Annotated in this window: 17 protein-coding genes; 3 read left to right on the forward strand and 14 right to left on the reverse strand. The window is 45.2% G+C overall.

The genetic code is table 11. The annotated features are described in order from the left end of the window. Positions 1-290: 290 nt before the first annotated feature. The 3 genes from Q1X33_RS02705 to Q1X33_RS02715 all read right to left on the reverse strand — a co-directional run bounded on the left by Q1X33_RS02705 (position 291) and on the right by Q1X33_RS02715 (position 4193). Positions 291-1559 carry a dicarboxylate/amino acid:cation symporter gene (locus Q1X33_RS02705; protein WP_301969528.1) on the reverse strand — a complete coding sequence of 423 codons (1269 nt, stop codon included), beginning with the start codon at positions 1557-1559 and terminating at the stop codon, positions 291-293. Positions 1560-1577: 18 nt separating this feature from the next. Then, on the reverse strand, positions 1578-2828 hold the full coding sequence (locus tag Q1X33_RS02710) for an MFS transporter (protein WP_005225368.1): 1251 nt from the start codon (positions 2826-2828) through the stop codon (positions 1578-1580). A 150-nt stretch (positions 2829-2978) separates the two neighbouring features. Further along, a complete protein-coding gene (locus Q1X33_RS02715; RefSeq protein ID WP_301969529.1) occupies positions 2979-4193 on the reverse strand; it encodes an alanine--glyoxylate aminotransferase family protein in 1215 nt (404 codons plus the stop codon). A gap of 130 nt (positions 4194-4323) precedes the next feature. Between Q1X33_RS02715 and Q1X33_RS02720 the strand changes: the two genes are divergently transcribed. Beyond that, positions 4324-5955, forward strand: coding sequence for a PucR family transcriptional regulator (locus Q1X33_RS02720; RefSeq protein WP_301969530.1), 1632 nt, complete (start codon positions 4324-4326; stop codon positions 5953-5955). 30 nt (positions 5956-5985) lie between these two features. Here Q1X33_RS02720 and arcC read toward each other — a convergent pair whose 3' ends face one another. From arcC to allC, 7 genes are read right to left on the reverse strand one after another with little or no spacing between them, the layout of a single operon-like run. Further along, positions 5986-6921, reverse strand: a complete 936-nt coding sequence (arcC, locus tag Q1X33_RS02725; protein WP_015509188.1) for a carbamate kinase — start codon at positions 6919-6921, stop codon at positions 5986-5988. Further along, entirely contained in the window at positions 6894-7757 is an 864-nt protein-coding gene (locus tag Q1X33_RS02730; RefSeq protein ID WP_301969531.1) for a DUF2877 domain-containing protein, read from the reverse strand. Before Q1X33_RS02730 ends, arcC begins: the two co-directional genes overlap by 28 nt. A gap of 38 nt (positions 7758-7795) precedes the next feature. After that, positions 7796-9058 (reverse strand): DUF1116 domain-containing protein, encoded by a 1263-nt coding sequence (locus Q1X33_RS02735; RefSeq protein WP_005234461.1) that lies wholly within the window; start codon positions 9056-9058, stop codon positions 7796-7798. Between the two features lie 12 nt (positions 9059-9070). Continuing rightward, positions 9071-10825 carry an acyl-CoA synthetase FdrA gene (fdrA, locus tag Q1X33_RS02740; protein ID WP_301969532.1) on the reverse strand — a complete coding sequence of 585 codons (1755 nt, stop codon included), beginning with the start codon at positions 10823-10825 and terminating at the stop codon, positions 9071-9073. Positions 10826-10833: 8 nt separating this feature from the next. Next, complete coding sequence (gene allD / locus Q1X33_RS02745) at positions 10834-11910, reverse strand: ureidoglycolate dehydrogenase (protein ID WP_118214765.1); 1077 nt, start codon at positions 11908-11910, stop codon at positions 10834-10836. A gap of 13 nt (positions 11911-11923) precedes the next feature. After that, positions 11924-12709: a (S)-ureidoglycine aminohydrolase gene (gene allE / locus Q1X33_RS02750; protein ID WP_005225360.1), complete on the reverse strand. Its 786-nt coding sequence runs from the start codon at positions 12707-12709 to the stop codon at positions 11924-11926. 15 nt (positions 12710-12724) lie between these two features. Further along, positions 12725-13954, reverse strand: a complete 1230-nt coding sequence (gene allC, locus Q1X33_RS02755; protein ID WP_086338598.1) for an allantoate deiminase — start codon at positions 13952-13954, stop codon at positions 12725-12727. A 169-nt stretch (positions 13955-14123) separates the two neighbouring features. Here allC and Q1X33_RS02760 point away from each other — a divergent pair, with 169 nt between their 5' ends. Continuing rightward, positions 14124-14987, forward strand: a complete 864-nt coding sequence (locus Q1X33_RS02760; protein WP_301969533.1) for an alpha/beta hydrolase — start codon at positions 14124-14126, stop codon at positions 14985-14987. Positions 14988-15265: 278 nt separating this feature from the next. Here the strand turns inward: Q1X33_RS02760 and fucO are convergent, their stop codons facing one another. The 4 genes from fucO to rhaB form a co-directional block, all read right to left on the reverse strand. After that, positions 15266-16417, reverse strand: a complete 1152-nt coding sequence (fucO, locus tag Q1X33_RS02765) for a lactaldehyde reductase (protein ID WP_159161253.1) — start codon at positions 16415-16417, stop codon at positions 15266-15268. Between the two features lie 84 nt (positions 16418-16501). After that, on the reverse strand, positions 16502-17326 hold the full coding sequence (rhaD, locus tag Q1X33_RS02770) for a rhamnulose-1-phosphate aldolase (RefSeq protein ID WP_301969534.1): 825 nt from the start codon (positions 17324-17326) through the stop codon (positions 16502-16504). A 7-nt stretch (positions 17327-17333) separates the two neighbouring features. After that, complete coding sequence (rhaA, locus tag Q1X33_RS02775) at positions 17334-18587, reverse strand: L-rhamnose isomerase (protein ID WP_016612607.1); 1254 nt, start codon at positions 18585-18587, stop codon at positions 17334-17336. Continuing rightward, positions 18562-20046 (reverse strand): rhamnulokinase, encoded by a 1485-nt coding sequence (rhaB, locus tag Q1X33_RS02780; RefSeq protein ID WP_218212881.1) that lies wholly within the window; start codon positions 20044-20046, stop codon positions 18562-18564. Before rhaB ends, rhaA begins: the two co-directional genes overlap by 26 nt. 151 nt (positions 20047-20197) lie before the next feature. Between rhaB and Q1X33_RS02785 the strand changes: the two genes are divergently transcribed. After that, positions 20198-21079: an AraC family transcriptional regulator gene (locus Q1X33_RS02785; protein WP_218212882.1), complete on the forward strand. Its 882-nt coding sequence runs from the start codon at positions 20198-20200 to the stop codon at positions 21077-21079. Positions 21080-21110 lie beyond the last annotated feature (31 nt).

Consider the following 21110-nt stretch of genomic DNA (forward strand, 5'->3'; position numbering starts at 1 on the left):
TTTAATAAGAAATTGGAAAAAAGAGGACACTCATCCCTTGAAATCACGATTGCCTAGACTTTTGAAATAGATTTAAATTAGCTATTCAAAAGGTCAATCCACAATTTCATCGATGCTGTCATGTTTTTTCCTCCTCTTTTTATCGTAGTTGTCTGTTGAATGACGAGCGGAAAATCAGCCGCTACTGTTTACCGTTTACGGTATTTCAGGAAGCTTCTTTCGTCTATCAACGAATCAATCGTAACACGTTTTCAAAAAAGAGTAAAGTTTCATCACAAGAATGATTGGTCTTATACGCCATCGGTGATTTTTTCTGCTAATTTAACCGAGGCTTTTTCACCATTGAAGACTGCATGATCCAGTTCTCCTTCATCATGAGCAACGATCAACGCCACCGTGACGTCAGGGTCAACATTCAAGAGGGTCCGAAACATCCCAGAAAACCAATCGATCCCAGCCAGTAAGGCGATGCTTTCATTAGGCAGTCCTAACATAGGTAAAACCGTAGCCAGTGTGACTAATCCGCCGCCTGGAACGACGATCGTTCCCAAGCATGCCAACGAGGACAACAAGACCACTTGCAAAAGATCCCCCCAGCTCAATTGGATCTGGTACGCCTGAGCAACGGTTATGATTGCCAGGGCTAAAAATAAGGAGAGCCCATTGCTATTTAAGGTCATGCCCAGAGGCATCACGAGCTTATTGATTCGATCACTGATCCCAAATCGTTCTTTGCCATCTTCGATTTGAAACGGCAATGAAACAGCAGAAGAGGTGGTCGTAAAGGAAATCACCGAGAGTCGCCACATGTTCTTTATCAAACGAAACAAGGAAACTTTGCAATAGAGTGACGTCAAGAGAAACCAAAGAAACAAAAAGAGCAAAGATGCTGCTGCTAACGTCAATAAAAAACTGGCTAACATTCCCAACACACGAATACCGGTATCTTCTACTAAGGAAGCAACAAGGCCGAAAATCCCGATCGGCGCCAACTTCATGATCATGCTGACCATTTTTATCAAAATATTATTAAAACTGCTGATCATATCTAGAAACAACTGATTCTTTTTTTCATGCTTGATCAAGCTCAAGGCAAGGCCAAAGAAGAGCGAAAAAATAATCACTTGGATCATATTCTGCTCCACCATGGCTTGAATAATGTTCAGTGGAACAAAGTTTAAGATGACTTCTTCCATGCTGCTGGTACTTAATGCGGTTTCTGTACTTTGCAGCAGGGACTGATCAAGGCCGGCGCCAGGCTTGAGGATCAAGGCGAACAAGAGACCGAAAATAGCGGCGACGAGGGTCGATCCAGTAAACCAGAGGAAGACTTTCCCGCCGATCCCACCTAATTCTTTTGGATCAAGTCCTCCCACCGCTTCAATCACCGAGCCCATGACCAGCACGACCACAGACATTTGAATCAGTCGCAAGAAGAAGTCCCCGACTAGCTGCATTTGATCACCTAACCCGGGAAAGGAAACGCCCCAAAAAATCCCCAATACCGTTGCAATCATGATTTGGTTGGTCAAACTGATTTTTAAGGATCGTTTTTTCATCTGTTTTGCCTCACTTTTCTACTTGGCTGTTTTCTTAGAGTTTACAGTCAAGAATAAGAATGTACCACCGATCAACAAAATAATTGCGATATAAAAGCCCATTACTTTTGACCCTGTTGCATCCGAGATCGATCCGGTCAATGTTGGTGCGATAACGGAAGACATCATGCCGAAAAAGTTGAAGACCCCTAATGTCGTACCGACCCCAACTTTGGGTGCATTTTCCCCTAGCCAAGAAATGATGATTGGTTCAACCGCTAATTTCCCAAGGAACCCGTACAAGATCAACGCGATCATTAAGAAGGTCGAATTTGTCGCTTGCACCGTTACTAATAACATCAACGCCGCCAATACTTCTAAAATAACGATAAAAGTTACTTTTTTGTGCATGTATTTGTCTGCCAAGCGGCTAAAGAACAATGCCCCAGGAATGGAAGCAAATGCTACTAATGAAGAAGAGAAACCGATCGCGACTCCTTGGAAGCCTCGTTCTGTTCCTAAGAAGTTTGGTAGCCAAGTAACCGTCATATAGTAGGCATAACACGTCGCAAAATATAACACATAAGTAAAGAGCATCCGCAGTGAGAACAAGGTCGAAAGGGAAACTTTTTCTTTCGGCTGATCCGTTGTTTCTTCTTCAGCTGCTGCTTGGCTCTCCAAGAAAGCCACGTCTTCTTTGTTGCTGCGGATCACCAATGCAAAAGCGATCGTCATACAAACGATCAAGAAAGCGGATAAATACATCATTGTTTGCCAAGGCATGTTCATCTGAATAACGATAAAGCTTGATAAGATCATCCCAAACCCTGAACCAACGGCAGAACCACTATTGACGATCGCTGTTGAGAAGCTCTTCTTTTCTTTCGGAATGTTCTGTGAGGTCAAAGAATACGCGGAACCATAAAATGACCCACAGCCGATCCCTGCTAAAAAGCTACCGGTATAGATCATGGAGATTGAAGAGGCTTGTGAAATCAGTAAAGCTGCCAGTGCAAATACCACAAATCCCGGAAGCAGAACTGTTTTCTTCCCAATCTTATCCACTAAAAAGCCGGCAGGGATCTGCATGATCACATAGCCGAAAAAGTAAAAGCTGGCGATCGATCCTAATGCTGTATCAGAAATATTGCCGCCAAGTGACTCATTGATTTGCGGATAGACCGGTGATAACGCAGCACGATAAATCCAGATAGTGACCCAGCCTGAACACATTAAGATAATAATTTGTTTCCAGTAGGCAAGCCCACCACGTTCTTTATTGATTTCCATTTTTTCCCTCCATCAGTTACACAAGTAAAGTTTGTGAAGCACGCCAACGAAAGCGCTTTAAGATAGTCTTAGTGTACGTTTTTTTGCCGACGATTGCATTTGTCATTTTTCACAAAGCGCTTTCAGTCGTTGTGCATTTGTGCTAAAAATTTAAGTCGTTTTTTGGTAGTAATTTAACGCAGCGATGAGCGCTTTGCCAGCAGAAATTGGTGCTTGCTGGTACAATAGTGCCCCTTCTAACGCGGCTAGGACATGTAAAATATTTTCTTTGCGGCTGCTGTAGCCCATATTTCCAATCCGCCAGATTTTTCCTTTTAGATCACCAAATGAACTAGCGATCTCTACACCAAAGGAGTGAAGCATCTCTTCTCGGACAGCTTCGCCATCAACACCTTTTGGAATAAAGATGGGGGTAACTGTCGGCATTTTGGTTGCTTTTTCGCCATAAATCGACAGCCCCATTGCCTCCAGTCCAGCGACCAACGCGCCTTCATTCGTCAAATGACGTTGGTAGGCTGCATCAAGGCCTTCGTTTAGCAGCATCCGTAATCCTTCATGAAGCGCATAGATCATACTCGTCGCTTCTGTGTGATGGTTGATTCGCTCTTTATTCCAATAGCGTTGCAGTTGACTCAAATCCAGGTAATTGCTCATAATGTGCCGCTTGTTTCGATCCGTTTTACTCAAGCCTAATTCTTTTTGGTAACGAGCATTAAGGACGGCTTCGACTCGCTCGTTGTAGGTCACTAATGAAAGACCAGACGGCACACTTAAACACTTCTGTGTACCCGCAATTGCCAAATCGACACACCAATCATCGACTGACAGGGCCACGCCACCATAAGTCGCCACCATGTCAACGACAAAGAAAATATCTTTTGCGCGACAATACTGCCCGATTTCTGCTAACGGCTGCATTTGCCCATTGGCGGTTTCCCCGTGGACCATCGCCACGATCTTGGGTTGAAATGCGTCGATTTCTTTGATGACCTCTGCGGGTGCAAAAGGAGCCGTCCACTCTTTTTCTACATATTTGACTTGTGCTTGAGCACGTTCACAGATTTCTCCCAGTAAGAAAGCAAAGCGCCCATAGGCTGGGATCAAGACTTTGTCCCCTGGTTCGATCAAAGCGATCAGCGCCGCTTCTAAACCAGCTCGGGAAGTCCCGTCAATGGCAAATGCCTCTTTGTTTTTGGTTCCAAACGGTTGTTTGATCATTTCTTTGACCTCATCCATGATCACCAAAAAATTCGGATCAAACTGCCCCAAAATGCGATTGGTCATTGCTTGTAGAACAGCAGGATGGGCTTCTACAGGCCCAGGTGTCATGATCGTACGTTGTGCGATCGTTAACTCTTTATACATCTTTTCCCCTCATTTCTCTTTTTGATTTCACTGTCCATCGTCTTGTCAACGTTTCCAAGTTTGTTGTACAATAAAGCTAAAAAAGGACATGTTTTTGTTTGTTTTGTTCAATTCTAAAAGGAGTTTCTCTATGAAGTTAGTTGCTGAATTGCTTGCTACACCACGCTTTTCCAATTTGCGTTTGTTGACAGGTCCCATTACCGCGGAAATTCCCGTCGACAGTATCGAAATCACCGAGACCCCCGATATCGCCCACTATATTCCTGAGCATACCTTTATCTTAAGCACGGCGATGGTTTATAAAGATAATCAAGGAGCGCTTCTAGAGCTGATCGATTCTCTCGTAGCCAAAAATGCCGCTGGATTAGGCATCAAGATTGGTCGTTTTTTGGATGTCATCGATCCTGAAGTCATCGCCTACGCCGATAGTTTAGGTTTCCCCATCGTAGAAGTACCTGCCACGATGCCGCTAGGTCGTTTGATGCACCAGCTTTTGAATTTACTATGGAACACCAAAACCGAGCAGTTGAGTTATGCCTTAGATATCCAAAAACGGTTCTCTGCTTCCTTGATGAAGGATGTCAGCATCGCTCGCTTTATCGCTGATTTTGGCCAAATGGTCAATACACCGATCATTTTGTTGAATCCTTTTAAACAAGTGATTGCCCACTCCAAGCATTTCACCCGCATGTCAAAACCCGCGGAGTACTACATCCATCAATTAGGACAAACGAAAGGGGTTTTTACTGGTGAAAAAAGCGGGGCGATCCCTATCAAAGATCTCCATGAAAAAACGTCACAAATTTCTTATTATGCCATTGAAACCTCCACTTATTTCCCGCATTATTTAGTCATTTTGAATCCTGAGGCAATTCCTTATCCTGTCTCGGATTTTGCGCTGGAACAAGCAGCACTGGTCTTGTCATTTATGCTCTACAAAAACCAAAAAGTGCAAGAATCTTTTGAAGATTTAAAAAGTGACTTTTTAACACGGATGATCGAATACCAGCAATCCACCAAGCAAGAACAAAAGGATTGGTTAGATCTCGGAAAGACTTACGGGTTAGTCAAAGCCCGCCATTATCGTGTCATCTATGGTGCCTGCGAACCAACCAAAGAAACCAAAGGCAAAGACAAATACTTAAAAGAAGAAAGTGACTTGGTTTATCAGTGGTTTAGTGAACAACTGCCTTATCGCATCAAAGATGTTTGTCTCTTTCGCTTAAAGGGCAGCAATCACTTTGCGATTTTCGTGCAGCACAAGTGTGACGCCTTAGAAGACCATTTGATCGAGACCGCCAATGCTTTGACCAATCGGTTGCCATTTCGAATGGCCTTTGGGGTAGGGAGTATCTGTGAAAGTATCAATGATTTAGCCAGCTCCTACATCGAAGCAAAGACTGCTTATGAAGAACGAAGAGGCCAACATGATTCGTCCATCGTCTCTTTCTACCATCAACGGGGAATGCGGAGTCTATTTGAAAAAATGAGTCCTGAAGATATCCATTATTTCTGCCGTACGATTCTTAAAGAATTGGCGTTTCCGCAAGAAGATGCCACCATCGAATTGCGCAAAACCTTACGAGCTTACTTGGATTATCAATGTGAGATCACCCGCACCGCCAAAGCCTTGTTCGTTCATCGCAACACGATCAAATACCGCATCGAACAGTGTCAAAAGCTACTAGGAAAAAACGTGCATGATCCTAGCATCAGCCTGGATTTGCGTTTAGCCCTTGAGCTGTCCGAAGAAGGCGACTAATAGGCGAATCAAGCAGTTGGATCGCTGGTGTTACCCAGCGATCCTTGTGCCTGCTTCACCTAACAATGCTAAGTCCGCTTCTTCCAATGAGCAGATGATTGCTGTCTTTCCTTGTTTGGCAAACGCAATCGCCGCTTCCATTTTCGGCCCCATACTACCTTCTGCAAAATGCCCCGCATCAAAATATGCTTGCGCTTCACTTACGGATAAGCCCGTTAATTTTTCTTGCTCCGGTGTTCCGTAATTGATATAAACGTTGTTGACGTCGGTCAGCATCATAAATACATCGGCATCCACTTGTTCTGCCAATTTCTTTCCGGTTCGGTCTTTATCGATGACTGCTTCGATCCCTTTCAAGCCTTCCGCTTGTTTTACGACTGGAATCCCTCCGCCACCACCAGCGATCACGATGGTATTTTGATTCAATAAATGAACCATTGATTCCACGCCGTGGATCGTCACAGGTTGTGGAGATGGCACGACGCGACGGTACCCACGTCCAGCATCTTCTTCCATCACCCAATGCTTTTCCTCAGCCATCTTTTTTGCTTCTTCTTCTGAGTAGAACAAGCCGATCGGCTTCGTTGGCTTTTCAAACGCGGGATCATCCGCTGCCACTTCCACTTGGGTCAATAAGGTCACGACATTGCTGGTCAGTTCTTCTTGCTCGATTTTATTTTTGATGCTTTGCTCCATTAAATAACCGATAAAGCCTTGTGACTCTGCATTGCAGACATCCAGTGGAAAAGGCGGCACGACTTCTTTGGCTTCTTCATTTTGTCGTAAAATATTGCCGACTTGCGGACCATTGCCGTGCGTCACGACGATTTGATGGTCAAGCTTCTCGATTTTAGCGATCTGTTCCGCACTTAACTGGATATTTGCAAGCTGTGTCTCTACGGTCGCTGGTTGATTCGGTTTTAAAATTGCATTGCCCCCTAGAGCGATGACCACTCGTTTTGCCATATGAATTCCTCATTTCTATTGTTTTGAAATTGATCGATACTGCGAGCAAACCCTGCCAAAAAGTCGGCCCCCGAGGTATAACCGATCGCTAGTATCTCTTTGATTACTTGGGAAAAAGAGCCTGAATCGGTACACCTGGTCAAGGATAATGCCGATTGATTGAATGCGCCTGTCAGTGCATGCAGAAGATAGTGTTTACTGACGTCAGTCGTTAAATCATTGACTGTCAATAGCCTTCTTTGTAGATAAGCCACCAAGCGGGTATCTGCTTGCCCCATCACTCGGCGAGCCAGCAAATGACCAACTAGCATATCATCTCCTGTGGGGGTCAATCCGACACCCCGTCCGACTAAATAAGCGACTGCTTGCCGTTGTTCCTTAAATGAAGGCGTGCATAGCTGATCGATTGCGTCATAAAACGGATGATTGCTGCGGATGGTTGCTGAAACAGCTTCTTGAATTCCCGTCTTTTCCGTGACGTTTTGAAGGGTTGACCAAAACAGTTCTCGATCAAATGGGACTGTGCCAGCCGGAACGGTCGTTGTAAATTGGGCTGCCTTTTGAAAAGACAGACGATGATGCGGAAAATGGATCACCCGTTGCTGAACCAAAAGAGTGGTACCAGCAACTAAGCCTGTCGCCAACGCTGCATAATCGTCGGCAGCTAAAATCATCCCTTTGGGCACGCGAGTCGCTTGTTTGGAAACACAGATCAGCTGATCCTGACGAGGATCTTGCAGATTGAAACTATGCTGAAACACACTGTGAACGAGCCAGTTGCCATTGATAAATGCGGGTTCAAATAAAGCTTGGTCGATCCATTTTGCCTGTATCATCGTTAGGTTGCTCCTTTTTCACGTTTTCAGTCCCTGATTTATTCTTCAAATCCTAATTTTTTTGCATAAGCCAAGACAGCTTTTTCAAAGCAATCCATTGGTGGTGTCACTGTCCCGGCACCAATTTGTCCTCGTCCAGCTTGTTTGTTGGCGATCCCTGTATTGATCACCGGTAAGATCCCTGTTTCCACGACTTTACGAGCATCGATCCCTAAACAGATCCCTTTGAAGTCCCATGTAGGAACGGGAAAATTCGGATTGGTATCAATGGAGATCTCTAACATCTCATTGCTGGTTTTCAACGCATCGTGAAATCCACCAGAACCAACGAAGCGTGTCACAGCTGGGGCAGCAATCATTGCCATTCCCCCAACACCAAAGGTTTCCGTAATGGCACTGTCGCCCATATCTGGAGAGGCATCTTCTTCACTGAATCCTGAGAAATACAGCCCTTTTGGTGTATTGACAGGACCAGTAAACCACTCGTCTCCCATGCCAGAAATACGGATACCGAATTCATGCCCGTTGCGACACATTGCGGTCACAACCGTGCCTTCTTCAATCGTCCGGGCGCCATCAAGCACCGCTTTGGAAGAAGCCATCATGATATTCAAGAAGAACTGATCCGTGTCTGCAAGAAACTGAATGACTTCTGGTTTTTCTTTTTCAAATCCTTCCAGGGTAACGATCGCTGGTGCTACTTCTTTTAAGAACGCCAACGAAGCAGCGATATTCCGTTGATGGAACTCATCCCCCATGGCGATAGCTTTTGCGACTAAGACATTGATGTTCAAGCCATCGGGTTTTGTTTGTAGTGCAGCACTTAAAACTGGTGCTAACGTATTTTTCATCCAATGCAAGCGATCAATGACTTCTTGAGAATAGGCGCCAAAACGTAAAACTGCCCCGATCCCTTCGTTCATCGTACAATATGCTCGGTTGCCATCGGTTTTGTTTTCCACCACGAGCACTGGCATATTGGCAGAGGTGATGCCCCCCATTGGGCCAACCGCTTGCACGTGGTGACAAGGAATCAGTTGAACCTCCCCAGATGCTAATAAATGACGTACCTCTTCTTCCGTTTCGCCCCAGCCTTCAAAAAGCCCCGCACCAACACAAGCACCTTGAATCGGATCGATCATCTGATCGTAGCGGATCGGTGGTCCTGCATGCAATAGGACTTTTCCTTCACCTAACTCTGGAATGACACTGACTGCTGGAACGACATCCAACAAAAAAGGCGAACCCGCAACGATTTTGGCAATAACGGCTTGGTTTGCTTCTTCAATAGTTTCGTACACGATAACTTCCTCCTACTCTGATAGTGACACTTGTGCTAAGAAACGTAAGGCTTTTTGTAACGTTACGTTTCCACCAGCAATTGGCTGCCAGTCATATTGAACGACTTGACCGTGATGCGCCTGGATTGCTTCCGCAAAGCTACGCAATCCTACATTGATGAACGCGTCATTCGCCAACAATTCACGGCTCTTTTCAGATGGCTCTGGCAACGCATCGGCAGTTGTCACTGCTTTTGGCAACAGCTTACGACTAATTGGGGAAAACGGGTGACCGAGCATTGCTAAAGCTTGTTTGACTGCTTGGGCATTGCTTTGACACAAAATCACGCCAGCTGCGGTTAAAATCTCTGCTTGCTCGTTGCTGTCTTGGGGATCTAAATCAGTTCCGACGATCGTAGCGATCACCGCTAACTCCCGGCCAGCTGCTTGTGCTGCTTCCTTCAACGATTTGATGGTCGGTGCCAATTCACTCGCCATATCTTGATGAGAGCCGTACCCTAAAACGATATCTAACAAAATCACTGCCGTTTCAGGATCTTCTCCCGCTTGTTTCAACAGTTCGATCCGCTTTGTTGGGTCGATCATCGGATGGGGCTTGCCTTGCGTATAGATGTCATCACCTAAATCGATGATCTCATGGCCAGCTGCTTTTAAGATGTACCCTTCCTGATGGGCATCTTCTTGTTCTAGATTTAATCCTGCTTTGACTAGCATCGCTGCTTCGTACGCCAATGTTCCGCCAGAATAGTAAGCTTTGATTTTTTGCTGTTCAGGTCCAAAAGCGGCAGCTGCCGTTTCCTCTTTTACTGGCTCTAATCCAATCTGTTCTTGACGTAGTAGCTGCACGGCTAATTGAGCCGCTTCTTCCAGCGTGTAAGCTCGGTAAAGATTTTCTTCGTGGTCCGTTGGCTCTTCCCCCAGAAAAATCGTGACTGCAGGTTTTGTTCCTCTTCTTAATAATGCCAACACTTCATCTCGGACACGTGGTGCAGGTGGTTTGGAGATCACCACGATCACCTCCGTATCAGGATCATGTTCCAAGGCAAGAATGCTGTCTTTCATGGTGATCCCACCGACGGCTTCTTTGAGATCTCGTCCACCGGTTCCGATGGCTTGTGTCACACCGGCACCCAATTTATGAATGATGGTGGTGACTTCTTGGATGCCCGTACCCGAAGCGCCGATAACACCGATTTTCCCTTTACGAACGGCGTTCGTGAAGGCTACTGGTATCCCATTGAGAATCCCTGTGCCACAATCTGGTCCCATTAAAAGAAGTCCTTGTTCATGAGCCATTTTCTTTAGCCGAACTTCCTCTTCCAATGAAACATTATCACTGAAACAAAAAACATGTTTGCCCGCTGCTAATGCGGTTTCAATTTCTGGTGCTGCCATAGTACCAGGAATCGATAAGACAGCGACCTTCGCATCTTTTCCAAGATCTAAGGCTTTTTCCCAAGTTTTGACGCTTTGGGTTTCTTCTCCTGCGCTATTGCTTTGGTCCGATAAGAAGGCATCGATTTCTGACAGGACTGTTTCGATGATTTCTTCCTCTTCAATGTCTAACACGAGCACCATATCGTTGGAGGTCGCATTGCTCATCTCCTCGGTATAAAGACCACCCGTCTTGAAGATATCCTTATTGGCAGGTGTACCCATCATGACCGAAGCGTTGTTGATCCCTTCGATCGTCAGTAAACGATTGGTCAAAAGCATTAAAACAATGGAATCTTGGTAATTGTTTTTTTGAATAATAGTGTGTAACATGGGTCTCCTCACTTTCCTGTTCCTGTCTGTGCAAAGGCATCTGACCCAGAATACTGGTCAAAATGAACCGTGTCGCTAATGAGATAGCGATAAATGTTCTTTTCGATAGGAATGCCTTCTGCCATATATTTTTCATAGGTTAGTTGATTGATCTCGCCTGGATAATAGACTTGCTGGAACTGTTCAGCAGCCGGTATGGCGTGTAGCTCTTCGATCATCGTTTCGACTGACTCTTTAAATGTCTCTAAATCTGTAAATCGTTGCGGATCGATCAGCAAAATAAATTGCCCTAAGTCGCGGCCTTTCGTCAGATCGTTGTACATAGAGGAAACATGCTTGCCAAAAGGCAGCCCAAGGAGCATTCCAGACAAGATATCCACCATCATCATCAACCCAAAGCCTTTTGGTCCTGAGATTGGCAATAACCCATGAACATGATGCGGATTTGTCGTTGGCTTGCCATGGGCATCAACGGCCCATGTTGCTGGAATCTCTTTATCTTTGGAACGAGCATCTAAAATTTTGCCCCACGCTTGGACCGTCGTTGCCATATCAAAAACCACCGGCGCACCATGCTTTCGCGGTGCCGCAAAGGCAATCGGATTGGTACCAAAATAATTTTCTTTGCCGCCAAAAGGAACCACCATTGAATCCGATTGGCACATAGATAATGCAATCAAGTCAGCTTCTGCAGCTTTTTTGACATAATAGGATAGCGCCCCACTATGACTCGTTTTCCGTACACCAACCGCCGCGATCCCAGAACGTTTGGCCATCTCAATGGCATACTTTGTCGCTTCTAATACGACGACCTGCCCTGCGCCATTTTGACCGTGAACGATCCCGCTGCTCGGCCCAGTCTCTTCAAACGTGATCTGTGGAGTGCGATTCATCCCACCTTTAGCGATCCGCTCTGCGTAATAGTCTACCCGCACAGCCCCGTGAGAGTGGATCCCGCTGGCATCGGCAAAAACCAAATGCTCTGCAACGATGGCTGCGTGCTCTTCAGACAAACCAGCAGCCGCTAATTTGTTTTGGATCAATTGCTGTAACTCTTGTGACTGTACAATAACCGTTTCTTCCATCTTCTAAACTCCTTTAAATTTCCGGATCGCGGTTGCAATCTTTGGAATAAATATAGGTCAATGGTTCGTCACGACCAACACCATAGGCCGCTTGCTGTACATAGGCACTCATGAAAATGTAGTCGCCTTTTTCCACTGGGAACCACTCATTATCTAAGTTATACATCCCTTTACCTGACAGTAAGTACGCTCCATGTTCTTGGTAGTGGGTCTCAATGTAGCCATGACTTGCCCCTGGTTCAAAGGAAAGGATATGGATATTCATGTCAAAGCCCAGCTCTTTTGGCAAGAAATCCCAAAGTAGGACGTCTGCCATCCCTTCGTATTGGATCGGTGTCAACTCTGAAAGATTCCCCACTACTTTGTAGGCTTGGTGATTTTCTAACGGTTGGTAACGCTTCTTATACAAGAACACTTCTGTCGCTTCTTCTTGGAGATTTTTCATATACAGTTTTTCTCCAGCAGGCAGATAGATATAGCCTCCGTCCGTCAATGTATGGGTTTCTTTACCATCACTTACTTCCAGTTTGCCCGAGATGACATACAAGAAACTCTCGATCTCTGGACCGCCGAAGCCCAATTGGTTGGCGCCATCTTTTTTGAATGAAATGATGTAATCGACAAAAGACGCCCCTAATTTTGGTGTGCCGAGTATCGAACATTCACAGTTTTCGAAGCCTGGAATGACATTATTCACTAGCCCATCATGCGGCAAGATCGCAAAATTATTTTTTCTAATGACTGCTCGTGATTGCAGCAATCCATCTAAATAGCCCGTATTATTATTTTTATATCCCATGTGTGTCCCTGCTTTCTATTCTTTGTATGCTAGCTCGTAAAGGGAAGCTGCTAAAACTTCAACCCCAGCTACTAAATCTTCGATAGTCGTTGCTTCGGCTGGGTTGTGGCTAATCCCATCAATACTTGGTACAAACAGCATCGCAGTTGGAAAATGTGGTGCAATGATTTGGGAATCATGCCCCGCCCCACTATGCATGACTTTGTAGCGTTTGCCGGTTTGCTTCACTGCTTGTTCCACCATGGCAACGATCGTATCGTCCATCGGCACAGGGCGTTCATCCATCCATAGATCCATCTCCACTGTCAGGTCGTGCTCTTTGGCGATCGCTTGAATGATCTGTTCTGCTTCAGCAGTAAAGGCATCCAATAGCTGCCCATCGGTATGGCGACAATCCATCGTAAACAACACTTCACCAGGAACCACGTTGACCGTATTCGGTTTTGGCTCAACTTTACCGAATGTCACTACTAATGGATCCCCAAGCTCTAAGCCACGGTCGATCACTGCGGCACACATTTTGGCAAAACCATACACAGCATCTTGGCGATAGCCCATCGGTGTGGTTCCTGCATGATTGGCTTGTCCTTTTAAAACAAAGGTGTAGCGCTTTTGACCAGCGATACTATTGACGACACCGATCTGCAAATTTTCTTTTTCTAAAACACTGCCTTGTTCGATATGGATTTCCACGAAGGCTTTGATGTCTGATCGAACCGGTTCTTGTGGGTCGCGAAAATCAAAGCCTTGGCGTTGCATCTCTGCCACGAAGCGATTGCCTTCAAAATCTGCGATCGCTTCAACATCGGCTTTTTTGGCCTCTCCGACAAAGTTTTTACTTCCCCAAAAAACGGTTGGAAAACGACTGCCTTCTTCTTCTGCCATTGAGATGACTTCCAAGGAGCGTAAAGGTTGCCCATAGGTCTCTTTTAAATACTTGATCGCTAAAGCAGCAGCAACGACCCCGTATTGACCGTCTAATGTGCCACCGTTGACGACGGTATCGATATGTGACCCTGAAAGAATCGTTTCTTCTGGATACTGGCTGCCTTCCAATCTGCCGAAGAGATTGCCGACTGCATCATAGGACGTCGTTAAGCCAGTTTCTTTTAATTGTTTTTCTACAAATGATTGCGCTTCTTTCCATGAATCGGTATAAAGCAGTCTAGTCATTCCTCCAGTGGGATCACTCCCAATCTGAGATAGTGCATCGATCATTGCCGCTACTTCTTTTTTCAACTCCATTGTTCTGCCTCCTTTGATTTATACGGTTATTGTAAGCGTGTTACTGAAGGACATCATTGTTCACTTTCGACAAAACCGTTTCTATTTTTAGTCATAACGCTGTTTTTTAAACCGCTTCCTTCTCCTATACTCTTCCTTATACTATCGAAGAAGAGAAAGGAAGAAAACAATGGTTTATCCTAAAAATGCCTTTGCGCAAACAGAAAAAATCCAATTTGACACCTACGGCACTTTGCCGTTAGAAGTGACGATCCTAAAAGCAGCGCAGCCTCGGATCAGCCTTTTGTATTTTCATGGTGGTGGCTTCCTCTATGGTCAGCGAGAAGACCTTCCGCAGGATTATGTCCACCAATTGCTGGCTGCCGGTGTTAGCCTTTACCTGTTCGATTATCCACTGGCTCCCGAAGTAGCGCTACACGATATCTACCTTCATGCAAAAAAGGCAGTGGAGTGGTTTTTGGCCGAAGGCTGGCAGTTCAGCGGCGTTGGTACAAATGAGTACATTTTGTTCGGTCGCTCCGCCGGCGGTTTTTTAGCGACCTTACTGACCGCAAGCACAAAGCACTCGGAGCAAAAGGGCTTGATCCGATTTTACGGTTACCAAGAGTTGTTTTGTAAAGAATTTTTGCAGCCGGCACGCTTTTACACACAATTTCCGAAAGTCCCACCACTCGACGCCGAAACTATGATCGAAAGCCAACCAATCACCCTCGGCACGTTAGAAAAACGATTCCCTTTGTACCTTTCCGCCCGTCAATATGGCAACTGGCAGCGTTATTTAGGGAATCGGGAACAGCTAGCAGCCTTGGCGATCCCTGCTGCCGCTTACCAAGACTTTCCTCCTTGCTTTGTCGTTCATTGCAAAAAAGATCCAGATGTTCCCTTCAGCGCATCCGATGCTTTCGCTGCACAAGTCCCCCATGCCAAAACACTTTGGCTCGACTTAGATCAGCATGACTTTGATCGGACGCCAAATGCGATCGCTGATGAGTGCTATCGAGAGATGATTGGGTGGCTGACTAACCAATTCTGAAACTCTCAGCTCTTGATAGGTGATGATTTTGAAGCGATCGGTACGCTGTGATCTTGCGTACAGCAAAAAAGTGATCATTAGAGAACCGACTCTAATGATCACTTTTTTTGATTTGATTACTAGTATATGGGCACAACGATTTCTTCAAAAATCAAACGCTTTGCCTCGCAATTTTACTGAAGTCTTCAGAATAAAACAGCAACTGATCAGCAGATCGTTGTTAAGGGAAACTTGCAGAAGTATCTTTCATTTCTTCGAATTTCGTACCTTTAACAAGATTACATCAACGAACGATAAAGCTCAATAATTTCTTCTAAAGTCGTATCCCGCGGGTTGCCTGGTGTGCAGACATCGTTCAAGGCATCTTTGGCGATGGCTGGGATATCTTCTTCTTTGACGCCTAATTCAGAAATGGTCGCTGGAATGCCCACATCTTTGCTTAACTGATCGATTGCTTGGCAAGCAGCATCGCGGACGTCTTCAAGTGACATCGTTTCTGCCCCTTCAATGCCTAAAACGATCGCGATCTCACGGTATTTTTCACCCGTAAAGTCTTTGTTGTATTTCATGATGGTTGGCAACAAGGACGCGCACGCTACTCCGTGAGGAATGTTGTACCAAGCGGACAATGGATGGGCCATGCCGTGGACTAAGCCCAAGCCGACGTTTGAAAAGCCCATACCGGCAATGTATTGTCCTAACGCCATCGCTTCTCGTCCTGCTTGATCGCCATTCACGGAATCTCTCAATGAGCGGCCGATGATCTCAATTGCTTTGATGTGCAGCATATCAGTCATTTCCCAAGCGCCTTTGGTGATGAAGCCTTCGATGGCGTGGGTCATGGCATCCATTCCCGTTGCGGCTGCCAAGCTCTTAGGCATCCCCATCATCATATCGCTGTCCACAAAGGCTACCAGAGGAATATCGTGAGGATCTACACAAACAAATTTCCGATGATTGTCTTCATCTGTAATCACATAGTTGATCGTTACTTCGGCTGCAGTCCCAGAAGTTGTCGGTACCGCTAAAATCGGCAAGCATGGATGTTTCGTGTCTGCCACGCCTTCCAAACTAATCACATCGGAAAATTCAGGATTCGTAGCAATGATCGCGATCGCTTTTGCCGTATCGATCGGTGAACCACCGCCAATCGCAATGATACAATCGGCTTGGGCTTCTTTGACAAACGCTAAGCCGTCTTTGACATTTTGGATCGTTGGGTTCGGCACAATCCCATCATATAACGCATAATCGACACCTGCTTCATCCAATAATTTAGTCACTTTGGTCGCAACTTCAAATTTCACCAAATCTTTGTCGGTGATCACTGCCGCTTTTTTAAACCCTCGTGCCTTGAATTCGGTCGGTACGTTCTCGATCGCTCCTTTTCCAAAATACGATGTTTCATTCAAAATCATTCTATTTGCCATTCTTCCTACCTCCATTTGTTTGTTTATTCACAATATATTTTAAATAGAAAAGACTGAAAGCCTTTTCTATTCTTCTACCATTGATTATACCTCAAGATAGCCTGCTCGGGGAGTGACTTTGAAAGCGTCAGCCAATTTTTTCAGATTTTCATCTGTAATGGTTTGTAAAATTGGGCCTTGCGCTTTGACATAGGTGTACACTTCCGCAGCTTTCTCTGCCGTTTCAATCAAGCCAAAGACTTCGTCCATATCTTTGCCAGCACCATAGATCCCATGTTGCGGCCAAAGAACCAAACGGGTCTCTTTCATTTTAGCAGCCGTTGCTTCGCCGATCTCATTCGTTCCTGGGACCATCCAAGGAATGATGGAGACGCCTTCTGGGAAGACCACCAAGCACTCCGTACACATTTGCCACAAGGTCCGCGTGAAACTGCGTTCATCCAACTCATGGGTAAAACTCATGGCTAAAAGATGCGATGCGTGGTTATGCATGATGATTCGGTTTTCTGGATCGACCGACAAGCGAGCAATATGACTCATGAAATGACTTGGCAGTTCACTCGTTGGCACCGCACCATTTTCCAAGCCCCAAAGCAATTCCAATGTTTGCCCATCTTCTTTGACTCGAATCACACCAAGGTTTTCCGCTGGATGTGCCGCTACATTTTTAAAGTATTTTTCTGAACCTGTCACGATAAAGTACTTGCCAGCTAGTGCCGTGGCATCAAAAATCATGGGAATTTCCCGCAAGACGCTTTGCGGATCGATGAAAGGCAAGATCTCTTCTTCTGTTAATAAGTAAGAAATATTGCCGCCGTTGCGCTCATCCCACCCTAAACGGTAAAGGTTTGCTGTCGTTTCCATCATTTCTTGTACAAAATTCGCTTGTAAAATATCAATCTTTTTCATCGTTCTCCTACTTTCTGGCTTTTAAGACGGTTTCTTCATAGGCTTTCACTTCTGATAGCCAATCCAGACCTGCTGGTACCCCTTGGCTTTCACAGAAGTAATTCCAAACATCTGCATACGGATAGTCTTTTAATTCTTCCGTCATGGCTAAACGAGTGGTGAAATCACCTGACAATTCGATTGCTTTTAGTTCTTCGATCGGTTCTAGCATCGCTTTTAGCAACGCTTTTTGAGTATTGCGCGTCCCGATCACCCACGCAGCGACCCGATTGATCGTCGCATCAAAGAAATCTAACCCAATGTTGGTTTTTGGCAATAAGTCATTGCGAACCAATTCGCGACCAATCTCTTGCAATTCATCGTCCATGATCACGACATGATCACTATCCCAGCGTACAGGACGGCTGACATGCAGCAAAATGCCTTTGCTAAATAGTGCCAATGAAGACAGTTTATTGGAGATCACTTCGGTTGGATGGAAATGTCCAGCATCCAAACAAATCAATTTATCGCGTGTCAATCCATAGCCCATATAAAATTCATGAGAGCCAACGGTGTAGGCTTCGGCACCAAGACCAAACAACTTGCTTTCCACGGCATCTACCGTGTATTCCGCTGGCAATTCTTCAGCAAAAATCTCATCTAATGCTGTCATCAAGCGTTCCCGTGGTGTAAAACGATCGATCGGGTTGTCTTTGTAGCCATCTGGCACCCAGAAATTATTGACACAGACTTGCCCAGTTTCTTTCCCCATATAAGCAGCGATTTGACGAGAACGTTTGCCGTGTTCGATCCAGAACTGACGAACTTCTTCATCTGGTGAAGCAAGGGTAAAGCCATCTTTGAACATGGGATGTGAGAAAAAGGTTGGATTGAAGTCTAAACCTAAGCCTTGTTCTTTCGCCCAAGCAACCCATTTTTCAAAATGCTTCGGCTCCAATTCATTTAGATCCACTGCTTCCTCGGTGTCTAAATAGATGGCGTGAAGGTTCAATTTGTGTTTTCCAGGAATCAAAGAGTAGGCTTTTTCTAAATCTTGGCGCAACTCCTCTGGGGTATGGGCAGCACCAGGATAATTCCCCGTTACAGAGATCCCACCAGATAATGCTTCATCACTCAAAAATCCTTGGACATCGTCCCCTTGCCAAACATGCATCGAGATTTTCACATCGGCTAATTTTTTCAAAACCGCATCCGTGTCGACACCTAATTTGGCATATGCTGTCTTAGCTTCTTCATAACGCTGTTGAATCGTTGTCATTTTTTCCTACTCCTTTTATAAAACGTTGATAGTTGCTTAAAATCTTGTGATCAAAAGGCTGTGGTTCATGAACACTGCAAGGAAATGAGTGTTTGACCGCGCGGCGTGCTTCAGCCAGCGACGTGAAGATGCCAGCACTCATCATCTGCATTAAAAGATTACCGATCGCCGTTGCTTCACTTGGGCCAGCTTCGATCGTCAGCTGCGCAGCATCAGCCGTCAGTTGATTTAAAAAGCGATTGTTGGAACCGCCCCCCACGATATGCAGTTTTTGCAGCTTGCTCGTCGTACCTGTCAGCTGTTCCAGTTTTTGTAATTCACTGGCATAACAAAGCGCTAAGTTATCATACACACAGCGAGCCAGTTCCCCTGCGGTTTCTGGAACTTTCTGCTGGGTTTCTCGACAATACGCTTGCAGTTCAGTAATCATGTTTTCTGGATTCAAAAAACGAGGATCATTGACATCGACAAACTGTTGAAAAGCAGGCATTGCTTGCGCCAATTCCGCCAATTCTGCATAGGAATACTGATAGTCTTGCTGCCGAGCCACTTCTTGGATCAGCCACATGCCCATAATATTTTTTAAAAAGCGAATCGTGTTGTGGGCACCCCATTCGTTCGTATAATTTTCATCGAAGGCGGCAAGGGAAACATTGGGTACTTTGGTTTCGATCCCCAGCAATGACCAAGTCCCGCTGCTGATGTAGCCCCAATCTGCCCCCTCTCCAGGTGTACCGATGATCGCTGATGCCGTATCATGACTAGCGACAGTGACAAAGGTCGCTTGTGGCAAATCATAGGCTGGAAACTTCTGTGTTTGCAGTGCGCCTAAAACCGTTCCTGCATCAACCAATGGTGGGAATAGTCCTTCTGTTACACCGATCTCAGCTAACAATTCTGCATCCCATGTTTGGGTGTTGGCATTTAGAAGCTGCATCGTCGAAGCATTGGTTTTTTCCGTGACCATCTTACCAGTAAAAACGTAGCCCAAGTAGTCTGGAATCAACAGCAGCTTGTCGGCTTTTTGCAGCAGTTGTGCTTCTTCTGCGGCTAACTGAAAAATCGTGTTGAAGGGCTGCAGCTGAATACCTGTTTTCTCATACAGTTTTTGCAAAGAATAGCGCTGACCAAAAGTTGCGATCGCATCATTGGTGCGACTATCTCGATAAGCGACTGGGTCGCCTAAACGTTCGCCTGCTTGATCGATCAAACAGTAATCCACTGCCCAGGTGTCGATTCCGACGAAGCAGTTATTGATACCTGCTTGTTTCACTTTTTGGAGTCCTACTAAAATCTCTTGGATCAAATAATCGATCGCCCAACGGTCAAAGCCTTCATGAGGACGAAAGCCGTTTTTAAAGCGATGGATCTCTTCTAAAGTGATCCGCTCATTTTCCCAACGGCTCAGCATCAGACGACCGCTTGATGCACCGATATCGATTGCGATAAATGTGTTCACTGGTCTCCACCTTTCATTATCTTGTTTAAAAATAAATCGATTACAATTCACTGATTCATTCTTGTTGCCTCAATTTTAGCTTGACAATCAACGAGTTTCATCACACAATTTTGATAAAGACTTGCACAATCTTGGTAAAAAGGAGGATCCGATGGATTACTGGGAAAAAGCCAACCACTCATGGTCAACCGATTCACTGCGTTACATCAATACTTCAACCCAAAAGCAGCGTGAACTTTTCTATTACATTCAAGAAATCGGCTATTTCAAAGCCAGCAAACCTTACTTTACAGAACGAGAGAACCTGCCTTCTTATTTGATCAAATATACATTGTCCGGCTGCGGTGAATTGCGCTACAAAGGAAAAAGCTATCAATTGAAAGCAGGTGATGTGTTTTTTATCGACTGTCTAGACTATCAGTACTACCGCACCGTTAGTCAAGAGCCCTGGGAAATGGACTGGATCCATCTATATGGCGCCAACGTCGCAGCGTTTTATGAGGAATTCCTCAAAAATGGCAGTCCAGTTTTTCACACCAATCTTGCCAGCAGTCGTCAAAATCCGATCCATTTGGTCTTACAAGATTTATTGATGTTACAGCCAGAACCAAATGCGAAAACTGCCTTCCAAAGCTCTGTTTTGATCCATCAGCTGCTCAATGAGCTGCTCCTGCAAAAATATCATCTCGACTTTTCGGAGAGTGAAATCCCGCCTTATATTTTGCAGATTCGTGACCAGCTAGAAGAAGATTTCCGTCAAGGGATCACCTTGGAATCTTTGGAGGAAAGGTATCATATCAATAAGTATCAAATCGTCAAGGAGTTTTCCAAATATATGGGCTTGCCCCCCATCGAGTACCAGATCAGCAAACGCATCTCTTATTCGAAAGACCTTTTGCGCTATTCTCGGCTTTCCATCAAAGAGATCTCATTGGCGATCGGCATCGAAAACACCGCCTATTTCAGCCGTTTATTCAAGAAAAAAGTCGGCATTTCACCTAGTGATTATCGCCAGACGGAGAATGGACGGTAAAAAAGAAACATGAAATCATTCACTGATTTCA

Source organism: Enterococcus sp. B2E4 (genome assembly GCF_030499455.1).
In the GTDB taxonomy this organism is placed as follows: Bacteria; Bacillota; Bacilli; order Lactobacillales; family Enterococcaceae; genus Enterococcus_D; species Enterococcus_D casseliflavus.

Bases quoted from the DNA above. Each gene is read 5' to 3' on its own strand.
- Q1X33_RS02705 (WP_301969528.1), bottom strand. From the start codon at position 1,559: ATGAAAAAACGATCCTTAAAAATCAGTTTGACCAACCAAATCATGATT.
- Q1X33_RS02710 (WP_005225368.1), bottom strand. From the start codon at position 2,828: ATGGAAATCAATAAAGAACGTGGTGGGCTTGCCTACTGGAAACAAATT.
- Q1X33_RS02715 (WP_301969529.1), bottom strand. From the start codon at position 4,193: ATGTATAAAGAGTTAACGATCGCACAACGTACGATCATGACACCTGGG.
- Q1X33_RS02720 (WP_301969530.1), top strand. From the start codon at position 4,324: ATGAAGTTAGTTGCTGAATTGCTTGCTACACCACGCTTTTCCAATTTG.
- arcC (WP_015509188.1), bottom strand. From the start codon at position 6,921: ATGGCAAAACGAGTGGTCATCGCTCTAGGGGGCAATGCAATTTTAAAA.
- Q1X33_RS02730 (WP_301969531.1), bottom strand. From the start codon at position 7,757: ATGATACAGGCAAAATGGATCGACCAAGCTTTATTTGAACCCGCATTT.
- fdrA (WP_301969532.1), bottom strand. From the start codon at position 10,825: ATGTTACACACTATTATTCAAAAAAACAATTACCAAGATTCCATTGTT.
- allD (WP_118214765.1), bottom strand. From the start codon at position 11,910: ATGGAAGAAACGGTTATTGTACAGTCACAAGAGTTACAGCAATTGATC.
- allE (WP_005225360.1), bottom strand. From the start codon at position 12,709: ATGGGATATAAAAATAATAATACGGGCTATTTAGATGGATTGCTGCAA.
- allC (WP_086338598.1), bottom strand. From the start codon at position 13,954: ATGGAGTTGAAAAAAGAAGTAGCGGCAATGATCGATGCACTATCTCAG.
- Q1X33_RS02760 (WP_301969533.1), top strand. From the start codon at position 14,124: ATGGTTTATCCTAAAAATGCCTTTGCGCAAACAGAAAAAATCCAATTT.
- fucO (WP_159161253.1), bottom strand. From the start codon at position 16,417: ATGGCAAATAGAATGATTTTGAATGAAACATCGTATTTTGGAAAAGGA.
- rhaD (WP_301969534.1), bottom strand. From the start codon at position 17,326: ATGAAAAAGATTGATATTTTACAAGCGAATTTTGTACAAGAAATGATG.
- rhaA (WP_016612607.1), bottom strand. From the start codon at position 18,587: ATGACAACGATTCAACAGCGTTATGAAGAAGCTAAGACAGCATATGCC.
- Q1X33_RS02785 (WP_218212882.1), top strand. From the start codon at position 20,198: ATGGATTACTGGGAAAAAGCCAACCACTCATGGTCAACCGATTCACTG.